The sequence below is a fragment of the Balneolaceae bacterium genome, from assembly GCA_034521445.1.
Lineage (GTDB): Bacteria > Bacteroidota > Rhodothermia > Balneolales > Balneolaceae > JAXHMM01.
Genome location: JAXHMM010000007.1, coordinates 59,068 through 76,328 on the forward strand (window position 1 = coordinate 59,068; position 17,261 = coordinate 76,328).

The window sequence follows — 17,261 nt, forward strand, 5'->3', positions numbered from 1 at the left end:
CATGCACTGGATAGACTGGACAGTGCTCGTACTCTTCCTGGGTTACACCATCTGGGACGGCACCAAGCACGCCCGGGACACCGACAACATCGAGGGTTTTTTCCTGGCCAACCGCTCCATGCCCTGGTGGGCCATGGGCCTGTCGGTGATGGCCACGCAGGCCTCGGCCATCACCTTCATCGGCACCACGGGCGAGGCCTACATGGAGGACATGCGCTTCGTACAGATCTACCTGGCCATCCCCTTCGCCATGATCATCATCTGCATGACGCTGGTGCCCTTTTTCCACCGCATGCAGAATTTCAGCGCCTACGAGGTGCTGGAGGAGCGTTTCGGGCTGGGTACCCGCCTGTTTACCAGTCTGCTGTTTCTCATTTCACGGGGACTCGCCCTGGGTACCGTCATCGCGGCGCCCTCCTATGTACTGGCCCTGCTGCTGGACCTGCCCCTGGCACCCACCATCCTGATTATCGGCGTGACCGCCACCCTCTACACCATGGTGGGCGGCATCACCGGGGTGATCCGTACAGACGTCAAGCAGATGGCGGTGATGATGTTCGGGCTGGTCTTCTGTTTCATCTGGATCCAGTACCAGCTTCCCGATGACGTGGGCATATCGGACTCCCTCTACCTGGCCGGCGCCCTCGGCAAGCTGGAGGCCCTCGACCTGAGCTTCGACCTGAGCGAAAAGTACAACGTCTGGAGCGGGGTCTTCGCCGCCATCTTCCTGATGCTCTCCTATTTCGGCACCGACCAGACCCAGGTGCAGCGCTACCTGACGGCCCGCTCGCTGAAAGATGCACGCAAATCCCTGCTGCTGACCGCCTGGGCGAAGGTGCCCATGCAGTTTTTCATCCTGCTGCTCGGCGTGATGCTCTACGTCTTCTACATCTTCGGCGGCGCCCCCATCACTTTCCGCGGCGCCGACGTGCAGGCCACCCAGCAGGAGGAGGTACTGGCCGGGGACATGCTGCAGTCGGAGTACAACAACGTCTACCAGCAGCGCCGGCTGGCCGCCCAGGATCTGCTGCAAAACCGAAGCGAGGCCAACGCCGAGGAGCTGCGGCAGGCCAACAGCCGCCTGAAGGAGATCCGCCAGGCCGAAATTGAGCGCCAGGAGCGCATCACCGGTTCCAGCCTCAACGACACCAATTACATCCTGCCCTGGTTCATCCTGCACGAAATCCCCATCGGGGTGATCGGTCTCATCGTGGCGGGCATCTTTGCCGCCGCCCTGTCCAGCATCGACAGCGAACTCAACGCCCTTTCTACGGTCTTTATCGTTGACTGGTACAAGCGCCTGGACCAGGAGGACAAGAGCAAGGCGTGGTACCTGAAGTCCTCCCGCGCGGCCACCCTCTTCTGGGGGGTGCTGGCCACCCTTGCCGCCCTGGCCCTCGGGGAGACCCGCTCCATCATCGAGCTGGTTAACAAGATCGGCAGCTACTTCTACGGCTCCATCCTCGGGGTCTTTGTGCTGCTGCTCTGGGTGAAGCGAGCCAACGGGGTGGGCGCCCTCACCGGACTCATCTGCGGCATGGGCACCGTCTTCGCCTTCGACCGGATCTACGACAACCCCGCCACCGGCGAGTGGATAATGCTGTCCCCCTGGGCCAACGTGCCCGAGGGCTTTGAGAAGACCATCGAGTATCTCTGGCTCAACCCGCTGGGCACCGGCGTGGTGGTGCTGGTGGGCGTGCTGGTGAGCATGGCCTGGAAGCGGAGAAAATAAAAAGGGCGTGCCCGACGTCCCGGCCGGAGCCGAAACATGCGAACACGCCCTGAATATCGTCGTCAGCCAACAGCCGGCGCGGGCCGGCCTGTTGCCTATCTACCGGTTCAGCCTGATGGGCGGATAGTTCTCCTCGAAGAAGTCAAGCTCGGCCGCCTCCACCGCGCGGCGGTATTCGGCCCACGGCCCGCTGAAGAAGGCGTTCAACTCTACCAGGGCATCCTCGAAGTAGGTGCGTCCCTGTTCCAGCAGCATGCGCTCGGTCTCCCCGGGCGCAGCATAGTTGGAGGAGATGTAACTCTCCGCCTCGAATAACTCGTCGTCGACGGTACGCGTGGTGTCGTTCGGGGCGCCCTGTCCGCCTCCGCCCCATCCCGTATCAAAGATATCACTGATGCTGCCAAGACTGTCCTGCATGGTTTCGGTGCGCTCGATCAGTCCCGCGATGGCGTCGGAGCCGCTCCGGTCGGTCTCCAGGGTGGTAAGGATGTCCTCAAGAGACTCCTCAGCGTCTTCAATACGGTTCATGGCCGCGTCGAAGACCGCCTCCAGCTGCTCCATCTGTTTGAGCATGTCGCGCCGGGCGCGCAGATCAGCCATATTGAACTCCATGCGTGGATCGTAGCGCAGCTCCACGCCGGTCTCGTCGCTGTAGTCGCCGTAGCTGAAGCGCAGGGTGTAGTTCCCGGGCAGCAGCTCCACGCCGCCGGGCATGGCCTCGCCCTCCTCCAGGGGCTCGGCATTGGAGGGACGCACGCCGTCTTCCTCCATCTCCCAGCCCATGCGGTTGAGGCCGTCGTTCTCAGGCTCCTCGTAGAAGGTGCGCACGACCTGTCCCTGGGCGTTGAGCACCTCCACCTTGATATGGATCTCCTCGTGGCCCTGCTCTTTGCGCACCGTCTCAAGCTCCTCCATGTTCACGGAATAGCTGATCTGCGGCTCGTCGGAGATGTTGTCGCCCCGGTAGCCACCGTCAGCGTCAAAACGCGTGCCCTTGGCCTGGCGCCACTCGGCGTTGAATGCCGTGGGAGCAGGATAGACCGTAAGGGGCTGGTCGATCACGTCGGCCCCCTCGGCGGCCATGGCGCGCAGGGGACGGATATCGTCCAGCACCCAGAAGGCGCGTCCGTAGGCGGCGATTACAAGATCGTGGTCGCGAGGGTGGATAACCATGTCGTAGGTGGAGGCCGTCGGGTAGCCGTTGGTCCACTGGGTCCACGTCTCGCCCCCGTCGATGCTCACATAGAGCCCGAATTCGGTGCCCGTAAACATCAGGTTGGGCTCAACCGGGTCCTGCACAAAAGAAAGCGAATAGCCCCACAGACCCTTGTCGGCCACCAGGTTCTCCCAGGATTCCCCGTAGTCGTCGGTGTGGTAGACCATGGGCTCCCAGTTGCCGCGGCGGTAGTCGTTGATTACCGCGAAGGCCTCGCCGGCCCGGTGGTCGGAGGCATGCACTTGGTGCACCCAGCTGCCTTCGGGATGGTCGGGCAGGTTGCCGGCCACGTTGGTCCAGCTCTCTCCCCCATTGCGGGTCACCTGTACGTTGCCGTCGTCGGTGCCCACCCAGATCACACCCTGGGTTACGGGACTCTCGTCGATGGCGGTGACGGTGGTGAAGTTTTCGGCGCCCGTGGCATCGGTGGTCAGTCCCCCGCTGGCGTGCTGGTTCTGCTTGTCGGGATCGTCCGTGGTCAGGTCGGGTGAGATCACCTCCCAGGTCTCCCCGCGGTCGGAGCTTCGGTGCAGGAACTGGCTGCCAAAGTAGATGGTACCCTCGACGTGGGGGCTCACCGCGATGGCGGCGTTCCAGTTGAAGCGGAGGCGGGCGTTGTCGGGGTGAACCGGCTGCACGTTGGCGGTGTGGCCCGTCTCGGTGTCGATGCGCCGCACGTTGCCTCTCTGCGACATTCCGTAGACATAGCGCGGGTTGGTGTGATCAATGGCCACGTCAAAGCCGTCGCCGAACAGTATTTCGTCCCAGTAGTAGTTTCTGATTCCCCCGTTACGCCATACGGCACTGGGACCCACCCAGGTGCCGTTGTCCTGCATGCCACCGTATACGTTGTAGGGAATATCCATGTCTACGGTAACGTGGTAGGGCTGGGCTACAGGAATATTGTCCACAAACTCCCAGGTCTCGGCCCGGTCGCGGGAGATGTTGAAGCCCCCGTCGTTGCCCTCGTAGATGAGGCTGGGATCTTCGGGATGAATCCACCAGGCGTGGTGGTCAGGGTGCACGCCCGAGTAGGGTATGATCTGCTGGAAGGACTGGCCCCCGTCAATACTGCGCGAAACCCTGGAGAACATATTGTAAATGCGGTTCTCGTCCTTCGGATCCACGCGGATGTCCGCGTAGTAAAAAGGACGTCCCCCGATATTCTCATCCGTGGTCATCTCCCAGGTATAGCCGCCGTCCTCGCTGCGGTAGAAAGCGTTGTTCTCCGACTCGATAAGGGCATAAACGATTTCAGGATTGCTGGGCGCGAAGGCGAGTCCCATACGTCCCATCGGCTTCTCGGGGATGCCGTTCTCTTCGTGGTTGAGTTCGGTCCACGTCTCTCCCCCGTCAATAGTCATATGAAGCCCGGATCCCGGACCGCCCGACTCATAGAACCAGGCGTCGCGGTGTGACTCCCACATATTGACCAGGATCTTGTTGGGATTGGAGGGATCAGCCACCATATCGCCCACGCCGGTCCGTTCGTTAACATAGAGGACCTTTTCCCAGGTCTCTCCGCCGTCGGTGGTTTTGTAGACGCCGCGGTGCTCATTCTCGGCCCACGGATCGCCCATGGCTCCCGCCCAGACGATGTCGGGGTTATCCGGGTGCACAATTACGCGGTGAATGCTGCGGGTCTCCTCCAGGCCCATCAGCTCCCACGTCTTGCCGCCGTCCATCGTGCGGTAGATGCCCGCACCCAGGTTCAGGCTGTTGCGGGGATTACCCTCCCCGGTGCCCACCCAGATGATATCCGGGTTCTTCTGGTGAATGGTGATATCGCCGATCGAGTGTACGGGAACGTCGTCAAATATGGGCTCCCAGTCCGTACCGCCGGACGTGGACTTCCAGATGCCGCCCGATGCGGCGCCCACATAGATGATGTCGGGGTTTTTGACGATGGCGTCGATCGCAGTCACGCGGCCGCTCATGCCGGCCGGTCCAATGTTGCGCGGCTGCATGGCCTGCAGTTTCTGCATGTCTATCTGCTGCGCCGCGGCCGTTTCGGGTCCAACGCCGGCCAGGGCAAAAAGGGCGGCCAGCACCAGGGCCGGCAGAGATTTCATAGAGAAGCGATGAGTCATAACAGCTGTTTTGGTTAAGAAGAAAGGGTCCATCCCGTTCAAATGTAGTCCATCTTATCGAAAGACGCTTTTTTAATCAACCGCCAGATGCAAAAAAATTAAAAAGCCCCTCCCGCCGTCCCGATTACAATCGGGAGGCGGAAGGGGCTTCCTAAAAATGAGATTGGCTGAAAAGCCGGGCGCTATTCGTCCGGATTCAGCACGTTGTTGATGCGTTCCTGCGCATCGATCAGGTGGACGCGCGTAGCGCGGTCTCCTGCATCACCGATGGCATCCTCCACGTCGTCCAGCAGCATTTGCAGCTGCTCGCGTACCATGGGTCGGATGTCGGACTGGCTCACATCCACACTGGAACTGAAGAACTGTGCAAACTGCGCGGGCACGGTGGGCTCCTGGGTCATCAGGTATTCCATGCGTTCGATGTAGCCCCGTTGCAGATTGCGGCGGAAGACGCCGATGGAAGAGCCGCTGTCCAGCTCACTCCAGATAGCATTCCGCACATCGTCCAGCAGTTCGAAAGGCGTGTAGGTGTCGCCCTCCGAACGTTCCTGCCATTCGATCAGGCGTCCGAGCATTTCAGGCGCCAGCACGTTGTTAAGCAGGCCGGTCTGGCGGCCGCGGATGTCGTCCACCACGGAGCTCTCGTTGATTTTGTCGAGCACCTCGTAGTTGAGCATCCACTCGGGAGATCCCCATCCGTAGTCGGCCAGCCATTCCATGGCGCGGCGCTGACGCTCCTCGGAGACGAATTCGTAGACCGGACCATCCTGGTTATAGGTCTTGTCGGTGCGGTAGATTCCGCCAATGTTGTTGTATACATGGCCGTAGTAGCGTCCCCACTGCGTGACGACGTTGCCGTACAGTTCGTCAAGCTGTTCGTAATTGGCGCCGTCGCGCTCGGTCCATTCGATCAGGTTGTTGACGGTGCGCTCCAGGTTCATAATGCCCAGCTCGTTGGCGCGCATCACGTCGTTGGTCAGGTCTTCGGTCTGAACGCGCGGGTCGTCGCCGCCGGTTCCGAAGAAGTAGCGTGGATCGTCGGCCCGATCGCGGGTCCACTGGTTCAGCGTGTCCTGTATGCGTTCTTCGCTCCAGCTCTCGGGGAACCAGGTGTAGCCCCACTTGGCGGCCCACTTGTCGTATTCCCCTACGGCCGGGTAGAAGTTGGTCACACCGTCACCGGGCTGCGCCACGTAGTTGAAGCGCGCGTAGTCCATAATGGAGGGCGCGGTGCCGTGGCTGCTGGTGAACTCCGGCGAACGGAGATCCTCCACCGAGTAGGCGAAGCTCGAACCCATGTTATGCGGGAAGCCGAGGGTGTGTCCCACCTCGTGGGCGGAAACGAAACGGATCAGCTGTCCCATCACCTCGTCGCTGAAGTTGATGCCGCGGGCCTCGGGATTGACGGCGGAGGTCTGGATGAAGAACCAGTTGCGCAGCAGGTTCATCACGTTGTGGTACCATCCGATGTCGCTCTCCAGGATCTGCCCGGTGCGCGGATCATGCACATGGGGACCGTAGGCGTTCTGCGTCGGCGATGCAAAGTAGCGGATCACCGAGTAGCGCACGTCCTCCGGACTCCAGTCGGGATCGTTGGCGGGGGGATCCTTGGCAATGATGGCGTTCTTGAATCCGGCGGCCTCAAAAGCGGCGTTCCAGTCTTCCACGCCCTGTTTGAGGTAGGGACGCCACTTTTCTGGCGTGGCGGGGTCTATCCAGTAGACAATGGGGTCGACCGGTTCGACCAGCTCGCCGTTCATGTAAGCTTCCTTGTCGGAGGGCACCAGCTCGTAGCGGGTGATGTACTCCACGGTCTTGGCCCGCTGGGCGTCGGATCCGTAGTCGGTCATGTCCACGCTGAAGAAGCCCACGCGCTGGTCCACGCTGCGGGCTCGCATGCCCACTTTGGGAAGCAGCACCATGCTGTGGTTCATCTCCAGGGAGAGGGTGCCGGTATCACCGTTGGATGGCGGGTTGGCCGCATCGTAGGTGAGCAGGCTCCGCGCCTCGATGTTCTTCGGATAGCTGCGGATATGCTCGATGAAGGTGCGGCTGCCGTCCAGGCGGCGCACGCCGTAAGCGGAGCGGCGTCCCTGGGAAAGACCGAAGGCGGGCACGTCGGAGTTGTAAAGCGAGGTCACGTCGATCACTACACCCGAGGAATCCGCGCCGAGGGATTCAATGGAGAAGGTAGAGATAACAGGCTCGAAGTTGGAGTTGCGGACGGCCTGGAATACGGGCTGGGTGCTGTCGGCCACGTTCTCGTACGAGACCTGACGCAACAGGATGTTGTCACCCTTGCGGTGCCAGCGAATCGTCTGCGTATTATTCTTTTCGCCACCGTATCCCATGTTGTTGGCCGTTTGTGCGATACGGGATACCACAAGCATCTCGCGTCCCAGCAGGGAGTCGGGAATTTCGTAGTAGTAGGAGTCGTCAATCTTGTGGACGGTAAAGAGTCCGTCATCAGACTCCGCTTCGTCGGTGATGACTTCGGAATAGGGCTGTATGCCCTCCTCGTCACCGCCGCCGCGTTGTCCCATCTGGGGACCTTGTTGAGACTCCTGACCGGAGTCTTCCGTATCTTGCTGGGCATTTCGGGTAGTCGAACAGCCAGCCAGCAGGCCTGCCGTGATAAGCATCACGATCGCTACCGTTGATTTAAACCGTATCATAGGACCTTGGTTTTTACGTTTTCGTTATCTTGTTCGGATTGCAGGTATTTCTAAATAATCGAATACAGACGTACATGTTCAAGCACACGCACGTAAAAGATGTTAAAAAAGTAGGGCGCATCCCTCCCCATACATGGTTATTTTCGCCCAAGCATGATAATTCGTTTTTTTGCAATATCAAAAAATGACGGCCTGCGGCGCCAAATGCCTCGCCGCAAACCCGCACACCCGTACGTCCGACAAGTCTTAGGTCCTTAATATGAAATTCCTTTTGCAGTTTTTTAAAGACTATAAACAGACCGGGGCCATCGCCCCCAGTTCGCGTTACCTCGCCAGGGGCATGGTAGGTGAACTTCAAAACAGAACACGGACCGGGGACGCCTCCCCCCTCAACATCCTTGAGCTGGGCGCCGGCACGGGCCCCATGACCGCGGAGATCCTCCGCAACATGCGCCCGGCGGACCACCTCGATGTGGTGGAGATCAACCGTCCCTTCTGTGAACATATCTTGCGGACGTATGGAAAGGATGACCTCTGCCTGCATAACTGTGACGTGCGGGAATTCGAGCCGGAACGCTCCTACGATTTTATCATTTCAAGCCTCCCCTACGAAAACATGCCGGTGGAGGTGGGGCGGGAAATATGGAACAAAAAGCTGGCGCTGTGCGCCGAAGGCGGGTGCATCGTATACTTCAAATACATCAAACCCTCCTCCTTCGGAAACGACTACGAGAAAAAAATTGTGGAGCGCCACCTGTACCACCGCAGGACCGTACTGATGAACCTGCCCCCCGCCAGAGTCTACACGCTGAGGGTGGATGAAGGCGAATCCTGACGGCCGATCAAAAGAAGCCCAGGTTGAGGACCGACAAGATCAGCCCGAAAAGTAGCGCCCACCAGAAGTTCTTGATCTTGAAATCGTCCAGCAGCGCATCCACCAGCATCAGCATCAGGGCGTTGATAACCAGTATGAACAGGCCGAAGGTGAGGATGGTGAGGGGAAGGGATAGAAAGGCGATGACAGGCTTGACAAAGAAGTTGACCAGGCCCAGCACCACGGCCACCGCCATCGCGGTGAAGAAACTTTTCATTTCCACGCCTTTCAGCAGATATCCGATAACAAAGATACCCAGGCTGTTAACCAACAAGGTAAAGAGTAGATCCCACATAGCATCGGTATTGGTTGCGGTTCATGTGGGTCTACGCAACCCGGCAAAAATTGTTTAGCCGGTGAGCACGACAATGCCCACCAGTACCAGGAGTGCTATTTTAAAGATGAGTCCTTTCCATTTACGCATAACGGATATTCCCCAGATAATCTTTCAGTTGATCCCTCGCACAGGATTTTCTATCTACGAAAACTTGGATAAAATCTCAAGTTATCCACAGCTATTTCTGTATCTATCTTATCGGGGTCGCCACGAAAGGACTTAAATATCCCATGCAAAACACTCCCATGGGTAGTGATGTGCCTCCCACCGGATGTACTGCCTGGTTATCCACAGACTTATCCACATCGGCTGTGGATAAGTCATGAAGATGTGAACAACGTCTCCCTTCGCAGCCTGCGGGAGTTCCAGACCACGCTGACGGAGCTGAAGGCCATTGCAGCCTCGGCCAGCACCGGGTGCATGAAGCCGATCACCGCCAGGGGAATCATCACCACGTTGTAGGCAAAGGCCCAGAAGAGGTTCTGGCGGATCTTGCGAAAAGTGGCCCGGCTCAGGCGTACCGCCTGTACCGCGGCGGAAAGATTGCCGTGCACCAGCACGATGTCACCCGATTCGATGGCCACGTCCGTCCCGGTTCCGATGGCAATGCCGATGTCGGCTTGTGCGAGCGCAGGGGCGTCGTTGATGCCGTCGCCTACCATGGCCACGCGGTTTCCCTCCTCCTGCAGCCGGCGCACTTCGGCGGCCTTCCGGTCGGGAAGCACCTCGGCCAGCACCTCCCCGATGCCCACCTCCCTGGCAATGGCTTCAGCCGTGCGGCGGTTGTCGCCGGTGATCATGATCGGGCGGAGTCCCAGCTCTTTCAAGCTGCGAATCGCCTCCCGGCTGTCTTGCTTGATAGTGTCCGCCACTGCGATCAGGCCTGTCACCTCGTCGCCGACGGCCACCACCATCACGGTCTGCCCCTCCTTCTGAAGGGACTCCCGTCGCTCCAGCCACTCGGAAGAGGGCTCCACATCGTGCTCCCGCATCAGATCCGGTGTACCGACCAGCACGCGGCGCCCGTCCACCCGTGCAGAGACTCCCTTGCCGGTATGGGAGGTGAATTCCTCGTAATCGGCCGTATCCACCCCGCGCCCGCGGGCATGCTCCACCACGGCGCGCGCGAGCGGGTGACCCGAGCCCTCCTCGGCGGAGGCGGCCAGTAGCAGCATCTCCTCCTCCCCGGTCCCCTCAGCCGCCACCAGGCGGGTCACCGACGGGGCGCCCTTGGTGACGGTGCCGGTCTTGTCGAGCACCACCACGTCGATGTCCTTCATCAGCTGAATGGCCTTGCCGCGCCGGATTAGAATGCCGTTCTCGGCCCCCATGCCCGAGCCCACCATCAGCGCGGTAGGCGTAGCCAGTCCCAGCGCGCAGGGACACGCAATAACCAGCACGGCGATGGCGGCGTAGAAGGCGAGGGCGGTGCCGCCCAGTCCTGGATCCACCCACGGAATGATCCCGCCCGCCCAGGCGGCGATGCCGCCGAAGAAGCCGGGAAGCAGCAGCCAGCCGGCCAGCGTCAGGACCGAGAGCAGCAGCACCGCGGGCACAAAGATGCGTATAACCCGGTCGGCAAATTCCTGCACGGGAATCCTGGAGGCCTGCGCCTCCTCCACCATGCGGATGATCTGGCTCAGGAAGGTCTGCTCGCCCACCTTGGTGGCCTTCACCTTGAGTACGGAACCGTGATTGAGGGTGGCCCCGATCACCTCGTCACCGGCCTCCTTCTCCACCGGCATGGACTCCCCTGTAGCCAGGGACTCGTCCACCGTCGACTGCCCTTCAAATACCTCCCCGTCGGTGGGAATCTTCTCACCCGGTCGTACAACCATCAGGTCGCCCTCCCGTAACTCGCGCACCGGTACGGAGACTTCCTTACCGTCGCGGATCACGCTGGCCTCCTTGGCGCCCAGGGTCATCAGCTTGCGTATGGCCTCCGAGGCGCGTCCCTTGGCCTTGGATTCCACGTAGCGGCCGCTCAGGTGGAATGCCATGATCATGCCTGCAATGCCGGCAAAGCTGTGGAAGGCGGGCGCCATCCCCAGCAGGTGTCCCAGCGAGACCACCCCGGTGGCCATGGCCGCCAGGGTACCCATGGCGATGAGCACATCCATGTTGGGCGAGCCTCCCGCCACCGAACGCGCCGCCCCCTTCAAGGTGGCCCATCCGGGGTAGAAGACCACCGCGCCGGAGAGCAGCAGCATGGCAGACTCGTTCCAGACGGGAGGCAGCAGCATGGTCCCCGCCACCATTTCGGGGAGCATAAGCAGGAAGGCCGGCAGGGTCAACAGCCAGGCCAGAATCATGTCCCGGCGCGCCGCCTCCGTCTTCCGGTCCACCGCCTCCTCCTCGTCGCGCCCCTCCTCGGCAACCTCGTAGCCCGCATCCTTCACCGCCCGGACCAGTTCCTCGCGGGATATGCCGTTGGCGAACTCCACCGTGGCCTTTTCGGTAGCCAGGTTTACATCGGCGCGATCCACGCCCGGCACGTCGGCCAGGCTCTTCTGCACGCTGTTCACGCATCCTGCGCAGTGCATACCTTCGATCCTGAGTGTCTCTTTCATAGCAGAGTGGACGGTTGGATGGTTGAGAGATTACCAGCTTTGGCTTTCCGTTGCGTGCTCAACATACAAAGCGAAGAGAGGCGGGCCCTTACGGCCTGTTGAAGAAGATGTGTAAAACTTTTGGTAAGCGGAGAGGCAGGTGCTGCGATAACGTGAAAGGCGGCCCTAGCCCAAATGGTCCAGGGCGCTGCGCTGCCGGGTGTCGGCGGAGGCGCGGAACTCGCTGACCGTCATGCCCGTCACCTTCTTGAACTGATTGGACAGGTATTGTACGCTGCTGTAGTTGAGCTTCCAGGCGATCTCTGAAAGGGTAAGCTCGCGATACGTCAGAAGCTCCTTGACGCGCTCTATTTTCAGCCGGATCAGGTGCTGCTCGATGGTGGTACCTGTATCCCGCGAGAAGGTGTGGCTCAGGTAGCTGTAGTTGTAGTGGGTGCGCCCGGCCAGGTACTCAGAGACAGCCGGCACCTCCTCGCGCTCCTCGAGCAGCTCCAGGTAGGCAATGAGTCCGGTGCGCACCTGTTCGGCAAGTTTGTTGCGCGTTTCGCGGATCAGTTCAAAACCCTTGCCGCCCAGTCTGCGCTGCAGCTCGTCCATCATATCGGGACCCGGGTCGGCTTCCACGTCGGCATGGCCCAGGTCCACGGCGCGCACATCGAGCTCCAAATCCTGCAGTATCTCCCGCACCGACATCACGCAACGGTCGCAGACCATATTTTTAATATGCAGTCGTGTCATACAGGGTAAAACAGAAGGGATTGACGGGGCATTCCCCGTACGTCTACTCCACCGTCACGCTCTTGGCCAGATTCCGGGGCTGGTCCACGTTGCACCCGCGATTGACCGCAATATAGTAGGAGAGCAGCTGCAGGGGAATAGTGGTCAGCAACGGCGAGAGGCAGTCTTCCGTTTCGGGGATGGAAACGCTGAACTCGGCCAGGTCCATGACCTCATTGTTCTTCTCGCCCGTCACGGCGATGATCCGGCCCTTGCGCGCCTTTACCTCCTCGATGTTGGAGATCATCTTCTGGTTGGTGTGCTCGGTGGCGGCGATGACCACGACCGGCATCATCTCGTCGATGAGTGCGATGGGACCGTGTTTCATTTCCGCGGCGGGATAGCCCTCGGCGTGTATGTAGGAGATCTCCTTGAGCTTGAGGGCCCCCTCCAGGGCCACCGGGAAGTTGTAGGTTCGTCCCAGGTAGAGAAAGTTGGGGGCGTAGGTAAACAGGTTGGAGATATGCTTGAGTGAGTCGCTCTGCTCGAGGATCCGTTCAACCTTGCCTGGAATGCGGTCCAGCTCTTCGATGAGGCGGTGGGCGTACTCTTCAGAAATGCACTTCTTGGTCTGCCCGATCATGATGGCCATCATGGCCAGCACAGATACCTGCGCGGTGAAAGCCTTGGTGGAGGCCACCCCGATTTCGGGTCCGGCGTGGGTGTAAACCCCTGCATCGGTCTCCCGCGCAATGGTCGATCCCACCACATTGCAGATGCCCAGCACCATGGCGCCGCGCTCCCTGGCCTCGCGCAGGGCAGCCAGCGTGTCAGCGGTCTCTCCGCTCTGGGAAATCACCAGCATGACATCCTTGTCGTTAACCAGGGGTTCGCGGTAGCGAAACTCCGAGGCGTATTCCACCTCCACGGGCAATTTGGCCAGGTGCTCAAAGAGGTACTCGCCCACCAGTCCCGCGTGCCAGCTGGTACCGCAGGCAGCAATGATCAGGCGATTGGCATTCACGATACGGTCCAGCACGTCGGCGATGCCGCCCAGCTGGATGGCGTGATTCTTCACGTCAAGGCGGCCCCTCAGGCAGTCCGCAATGGAACGCGGCTGCTCGAATATCTCCTTGAGCATAAAATGGGGATAACCGCCCTTCTCAATCTCCTCGAGGCTCAGGGCCAGTTCGTGCACCTTCTTGGTCAGCGACACATCCTGAATGGTTTTCACATCGTAGTCGTCACGCGTGACAATAGCCATCTCCCCGTCATCCAGGTAGACCACCTTATTAGTATACTCGACGACTGGAGATGCGTCGGAGGCCACGAACATCTCGTTCTCCCCGATACCGAGCAGCAGCGGAGAACCCTTGCGGGCCACGATGATGCGGTCGGGCTCCTCAATGTTCACGATGGCCAGACCGTAAGTGCCGACCACCTGCTGCAGGGCCATCTGCACGGCCTGCTCAAAGGTGATCTCCTCCCCGTTGCCGTTCTCGAAAATCTCCTCAATAAGCTGGGCGATCACTTCGGTGTCGGTATCCGTCTTGAACGTACGGCCCTTGTTTTTCAGCTCCTTCTTTAGGGCGGTATAGTTCTCGATAATGCCGTTGTGCACCAGGGCTACCTTGCCCGATTCGCTGACATGGGGGTGGGAGTTGATGTCGTTGGGCGCGCCGTGGGTGGCCCAGCGGGTGTGCCCGATGCCGACCGTCCCCTTCAGGGGATCCTTCTGCAGCATCTTCTTGAGGTTCTCCACCTTGCCTTTGCCCTTCCTGATATCGAGCTGACCGTTGACCAGGGCAAGCCCGGCGGAGTCGTAACCCCGGTACTCCAGACGTTCCAGGCCCTTGATAATTACCTCGCTCGCCTGCTTATTACCTATATATCCTACAATTCCACACATTCTCTATGTTGTCTAAAAATGGGTCTACTATATCGAGTATTCTCCTTACTTAGCGGCTACCTAATTTATCATTATCTTGCGACTAATAAAACCTCTATTAAACCGCTGAGACCGTCTTGCCATGCAGCTGTGCTTCTTTGAAGATGCATTTCACAGGAAATGTTTCCCGCTGACATTGACACGTCCCGTGGACGACCTCCGCACGGGTATTTTTACCCTGGGCGAAAAGTGGCGGCGTGCCCTTAAGGCTGAGACAAGCGCGCGCATCCTGCGTCCGGAACTGAAAGGGGTCTTCGGGGAGGGGAGGGTGACGGCCGACGAATCCTGCTACTGGATCAACGCCCGCTTCCTGCCGGAAGAAGATCTTCTGGCTGAAATAAGCGACCTAAAACCGGGCAGCTGCCTGATGCATGACGGTACGGTGGTCGCCGCCTGCGCCGAGGGGGAACGCTCCGCCGCATGGCTGGAGCAAGGCCAACCCGATTTTAACGAGCTCTTTGTGATTGAGGTCCCCCGCTTCCACGCCCTCCGCAACCTGTGGGACCTCTTCCAGAAGAACGGGGGACAGATCCGCGCCGATCTGAAGCTCCTGGAGACGCCAGGGCACGACGCGCCCGGACTCTCCCCCGCCGCCTCACTGGTGCATCCCGAGCGTATTCACATCGCGAAGGACGCCACCGTGGAACCCGGCTGCGTGCTTCACGCGGGCGACGGCCCCATCTATATCGGCAAGGGCGCCACCGTCATGGCCGGCTCGGTGCTGCGCGGTCCACTGGCGGTCTGCGAGGGCTCCACCATCAAGGCAGGCGCCAAAATCTACGGGGGCACCACCATCGGACCGGTCTGCAAGGTGGGCGGGGAGGTCAACAACAGCATCTTCCACTCCTACTCCAACAAGGCCCACGACGGATTCACCGGCAACTCCCTCTTCGGGCAATGGGTCAACCTGGGCGCCGACACCAACACCTCCAACCTGAAGAACAACTACAGCACCATCCGCATCACCGACTGGGAAAGCCGCACGGAGATTGAGACGGGCCAGCAGTTCCTGGGCACAGTAATGGGCGACCACAGCAAGACCGCCATTAACACGCAGCTCAACACCGGCACCGTGTGCGGAGTCTGCTGCAACATCTTCTCCTCGGACTTTCCGCCCAAGCTTATCCCCTCCTTCAGCTGGGTGGGCTCCAATGTGATCCAGCCCTACCGCCTGCAGGCCGCCTACGATGCGATGGAGGCCATGATGGCGCGCCGCGACGTGGAGCTGACGGACCCCTACCGTGAAATGATGCGGCTCATTTTCAATTCAGAGCACTGACCGCTGCCAGGGACCACCTTCTATCCACCCGCCCAGTCCGGCAGCACGTCCAGCTGCACACCCAAAAGCAAGGTGAGGAGTGTGAAGGCCAGCAAGGTAATCAGCACGATGAGCAGCAGGTTCAGCCAGAGTCCCGCACGGCTCATCTGTGGGATGGAGATGCGTTCACTGCCGTAGACGATGGCGTTGGGCGGGGTGGCCACCGGCAGCATAAAGGCGCTGCTGGCTGCCAGGGCCACGGGCACCACCAGCAGCAGGGGATTCTGCCCGATGCCCACGGCCACCGATCCCATAATGGGCAGAAAGGCCGCGGTGGTGGCGGTGTTGGAGGTGAGCTCGGTGAGAAAAACGATAGTGACCACCACTCCGCCCACCAGCAGCAGGAGCGGCCAGGCGTCGAGGACCTTCACACCCTGCCCTATCCACTCGGCCAGGCCGGTGGAGGAGATGGCCGCAGCCAGGCTGAGTCCCCCGCCAAACAGAATAAGCACACCCCATGGTATCATGTTGGTGTCTTTCCAGGAGAGAAGGGGCTGCCGCCCGCCGCTGCCCGATTCGCCGACCCCCGCGGGCAGGATAAACAGCAGTACGGCCGCGCCCATGGCGATGCCGGCGTCGGTGAGGCCCGGCAGCAGGTCCTCAAGCAGGGGACGGAAGACCCACAGCGCGGCGGTGCCGGCGAAGACCGCTGCCACCCGCATCTCGGCCCGGTTCATGTCGCCGATTTCTTCCAGCTGGGAGCGGATCAGCTCCCCTCCCCCGGGCAGCACTTCAAGCCGAATCGGATAAATCACCCGGGTAAGCAGCAGATACATCAGCGGCAGGGAGACCGCCACCAGGGGGAGTCCCACGCTCATCCAGCGGGCGAAGCCAATCTCCACGCCGTAGTTTTCCAGCATGTAGCCGGCCAGCAGCGCGTTGGGCGGGGTACCGATGATGGTGCCCATGCCCCCGATGTTGCAGGCGTAGGCGATGATAAGCATGAGCACAAGGGCGAAGTTGCTCTCTGAGCGTCCACCAGGGGCCTGGCGGTCGGCCAGCTCCAGCACCGACAGTCCGATAGGCAGCATCATCAGGGCGGTAGCGGTGTTGCTGACCCACATGCTCAGGAAGGCCGCCGAAAGCATGAATCCGATGAGGATGGCGTGCGGTTTCACGCCCACCATGCTGACGATATTGAGGGCGATGCGACGGTGCAGCTCCCACTTCTGCATGGCCACGGCGATGACGAAGCCGCCCAGAAAAAGAAAGATCAACGGATTGGCATAGGGGGAGGCGGCGTCAGCGACGGAAACCACCCCGAGCAGGGGAAAGGCCACCACGGGCACCAGGGCGGTGACCGGAATGGGGATGGCCTCGCTGATCCACCAGCTTGCCATCAGCGCGCCCGTGGCCGCAGCCTCCCATCCGGCCTGGGAGAGCCCCTCAGGGGCGGGCAGCCAGAGCATCAGTACGAAGAGGGCCAGTCCCCCGAAAAATCCCAGTTTTTGCCGTCTGCCCATGGGTGTACCCGATTCGCCTTATCACGGTTACCGTTCGTGCCAGCTGCAGATCAAAATAGAAGAAAGGACGAAAAATTCTAAAAGGAGGGTTTCAAATTAGGCGCAAAAACCGCTATATTTGGGATTCTGAAACGGCCGGAATAGCCCGTTTTGTTTGACATACTGCAATGCCCAAGTGGCGGAATTGGTAGACGCGCATGCTTCAGGAGCATGTGAGCTAACGCTCGTGGAGGTTCGAGTCCTCTCTTGGGCACTTAAGGCCCTGTAAGTCATTGGCTTGCAGGGCTTTACTATTTATGGTACAAATATTGGTACAAACAT

Annotated in this window: 10 protein-coding genes and 1 tRNA gene; 4 read left to right on the forward strand and 7 right to left on the reverse strand. The window is 60.3% G+C overall.

Features of this window, described 5'->3' with window-relative positions:
- Position 1 precedes the first annotated feature (1 nt).
- Positions 2-1,732: a sodium-coupled permease gene (locus U5K31_11120; GenBank protein ID MDZ7773270.1), complete on the forward strand. Its 1,731-nt coding sequence runs from the start codon at positions 2-4 to the stop codon at positions 1,730-1,732.
- A gap of 99 nt (positions 1,733-1,831) precedes the next feature.
- Here U5K31_11120 and U5K31_11125 read toward each other — a convergent pair whose 3' ends face one another.
- Positions 1,832-5,020, reverse strand: coding sequence for a hypothetical protein (locus U5K31_11125; GenBank protein MDZ7773271.1), 3,189 nt, complete (start codon positions 5,018-5,020; stop codon positions 1,832-1,834).
- A gap of 200 nt (positions 5,021-5,220) precedes the next feature.
- Positions 5,221-7,680, reverse strand: a complete 2,460-nt coding sequence (locus tag U5K31_11130) for a zinc-dependent metalloprotease (GenBank protein ID MDZ7773272.1) — start codon at positions 7,678-7,680, stop codon at positions 5,221-5,223.
- A 292-nt stretch (positions 7,681-7,972) separates the two neighbouring features.
- On the opposite strand from U5K31_11130, the gene U5K31_11135 reads away from it, so the two are divergent.
- On the forward strand, positions 7,973-8,548 hold the full coding sequence (locus U5K31_11135) for a methyltransferase domain-containing protein (protein ID MDZ7773273.1): 576 nt from the start codon (positions 7,973-7,975) through the stop codon (positions 8,546-8,548).
- A gap of 7 nt (positions 8,549-8,555) precedes the next feature.
- Here the strand turns inward: U5K31_11135 and U5K31_11140 are convergent, their stop codons facing one another.
- The 4 genes from U5K31_11140 to glmS all read right to left on the reverse strand — a co-directional run bounded on the left by U5K31_11140 (position 8,556) and on the right by glmS (position 14,120).
- Positions 8,556-8,882: a phage holin family protein gene (locus U5K31_11140; protein MDZ7773274.1), complete on the reverse strand. Its 327-nt coding sequence runs from the start codon at positions 8,880-8,882 to the stop codon at positions 8,556-8,558.
- Between the two features lie 362 nt (positions 8,883-9,244).
- Positions 9,245-11,494: a heavy metal translocating P-type ATPase gene (locus U5K31_11145; protein ID MDZ7773275.1), complete on the reverse strand. Its 2,250-nt coding sequence runs from the start codon at positions 11,492-11,494 to the stop codon at positions 9,245-9,247.
- 165 nt (positions 11,495-11,659) lie between these two features.
- A complete protein-coding gene (locus U5K31_11150; GenBank protein ID MDZ7773276.1) occupies positions 11,660-12,232 on the reverse strand; it encodes a helix-turn-helix domain-containing protein in 573 nt (190 codons plus the stop codon).
- 43 nt (positions 12,233-12,275) lie between these two features.
- Positions 12,276-14,120, reverse strand: a complete 1,845-nt coding sequence (gene glmS, locus U5K31_11155) for a glutamine--fructose-6-phosphate transaminase (isomerizing) (GenBank protein MDZ7773277.1) — start codon at positions 14,118-14,120, stop codon at positions 12,276-12,278.
- Between the two features lie 121 nt (positions 14,121-14,241).
- Here glmS and U5K31_11160 point away from each other — a divergent pair, with 121 nt between their 5' ends.
- Positions 14,242-15,438 carry a GlmU family protein gene (locus tag U5K31_11160; protein MDZ7773278.1) on the forward strand — a complete coding sequence of 399 codons (1,197 nt, stop codon included), beginning with the start codon at positions 14,242-14,244 and terminating at the stop codon, positions 15,436-15,438.
- 20 nt (positions 15,439-15,458) lie between these two features.
- Here U5K31_11160 and U5K31_11165 read toward each other — a convergent pair whose 3' ends face one another.
- On the reverse strand, positions 15,459-16,940 hold the full coding sequence (locus U5K31_11165) for a DASS family sodium-coupled anion symporter (protein ID MDZ7773279.1): 1,482 nt from the start codon (positions 16,938-16,940) through the stop codon (positions 15,459-15,461).
- Between the two features lie 169 nt (positions 16,941-17,109).
- Between U5K31_11165 and U5K31_11170 the strand changes: the two genes are divergently transcribed.
- Positions 17,110-17,193, forward strand: a tRNA-Leu gene (locus tag U5K31_11170).
- The last annotated feature ends 68 nt before the right edge of the window (positions 17,194-17,261 follow it).

Bases quoted from the DNA above. Each gene is read 5' to 3' on its own strand.
- U5K31_11120 (MDZ7773270.1), top strand. From the start codon at position 2: ATGCACTGGATAGACTGGACAGTGCTCGTACTCTTCCTGGGTTACACC.
- U5K31_11125 (MDZ7773271.1), bottom strand. From the start codon at position 5,020: ATGAAATCTCTGCCGGCCCTGGTGCTGGCCGCCCTTTTTGCCCTGGCC.
- U5K31_11130 (MDZ7773272.1), bottom strand. From the start codon at position 7,680: ATGCTTATCACGGCAGGCCTGCTGGCTGGCTGTTCGACTACCCGAAAT.
- U5K31_11135 (MDZ7773273.1), top strand. From the start codon at position 7,973: ATGAAATTCCTTTTGCAGTTTTTTAAAGACTATAAACAGACCGGGGCC.
- U5K31_11140 (MDZ7773274.1), bottom strand. From the start codon at position 8,882: ATGTGGGATCTACTCTTTACCTTGTTGGTTAACAGCCTGGGTATCTTT.
- U5K31_11145 (MDZ7773275.1), bottom strand. From the start codon at position 11,494: ATGAAAGAGACACTCAGGATCGAAGGTATGCACTGCGCAGGATGCGTG.
- U5K31_11150 (MDZ7773276.1), bottom strand. From the start codon at position 12,232: ATGACACGACTGCATATTAAAAATATGGTCTGCGACCGTTGCGTGATG.
- glmS (MDZ7773277.1), bottom strand. From the start codon at position 14,120: ATGTGTGGAATTGTAGGATATATAGGTAATAAGCAGGCGAGCGAGGTA.
- U5K31_11160 (MDZ7773278.1), top strand. From the start codon at position 14,242: ATGCAGCTGTGCTTCTTTGAAGATGCATTTCACAGGAAATGTTTCCCG.
- U5K31_11165 (MDZ7773279.1), bottom strand. From the start codon at position 16,940: ATGGGCAGACGGCAAAAACTGGGATTTTTCGGGGGACTGGCCCTCTTC.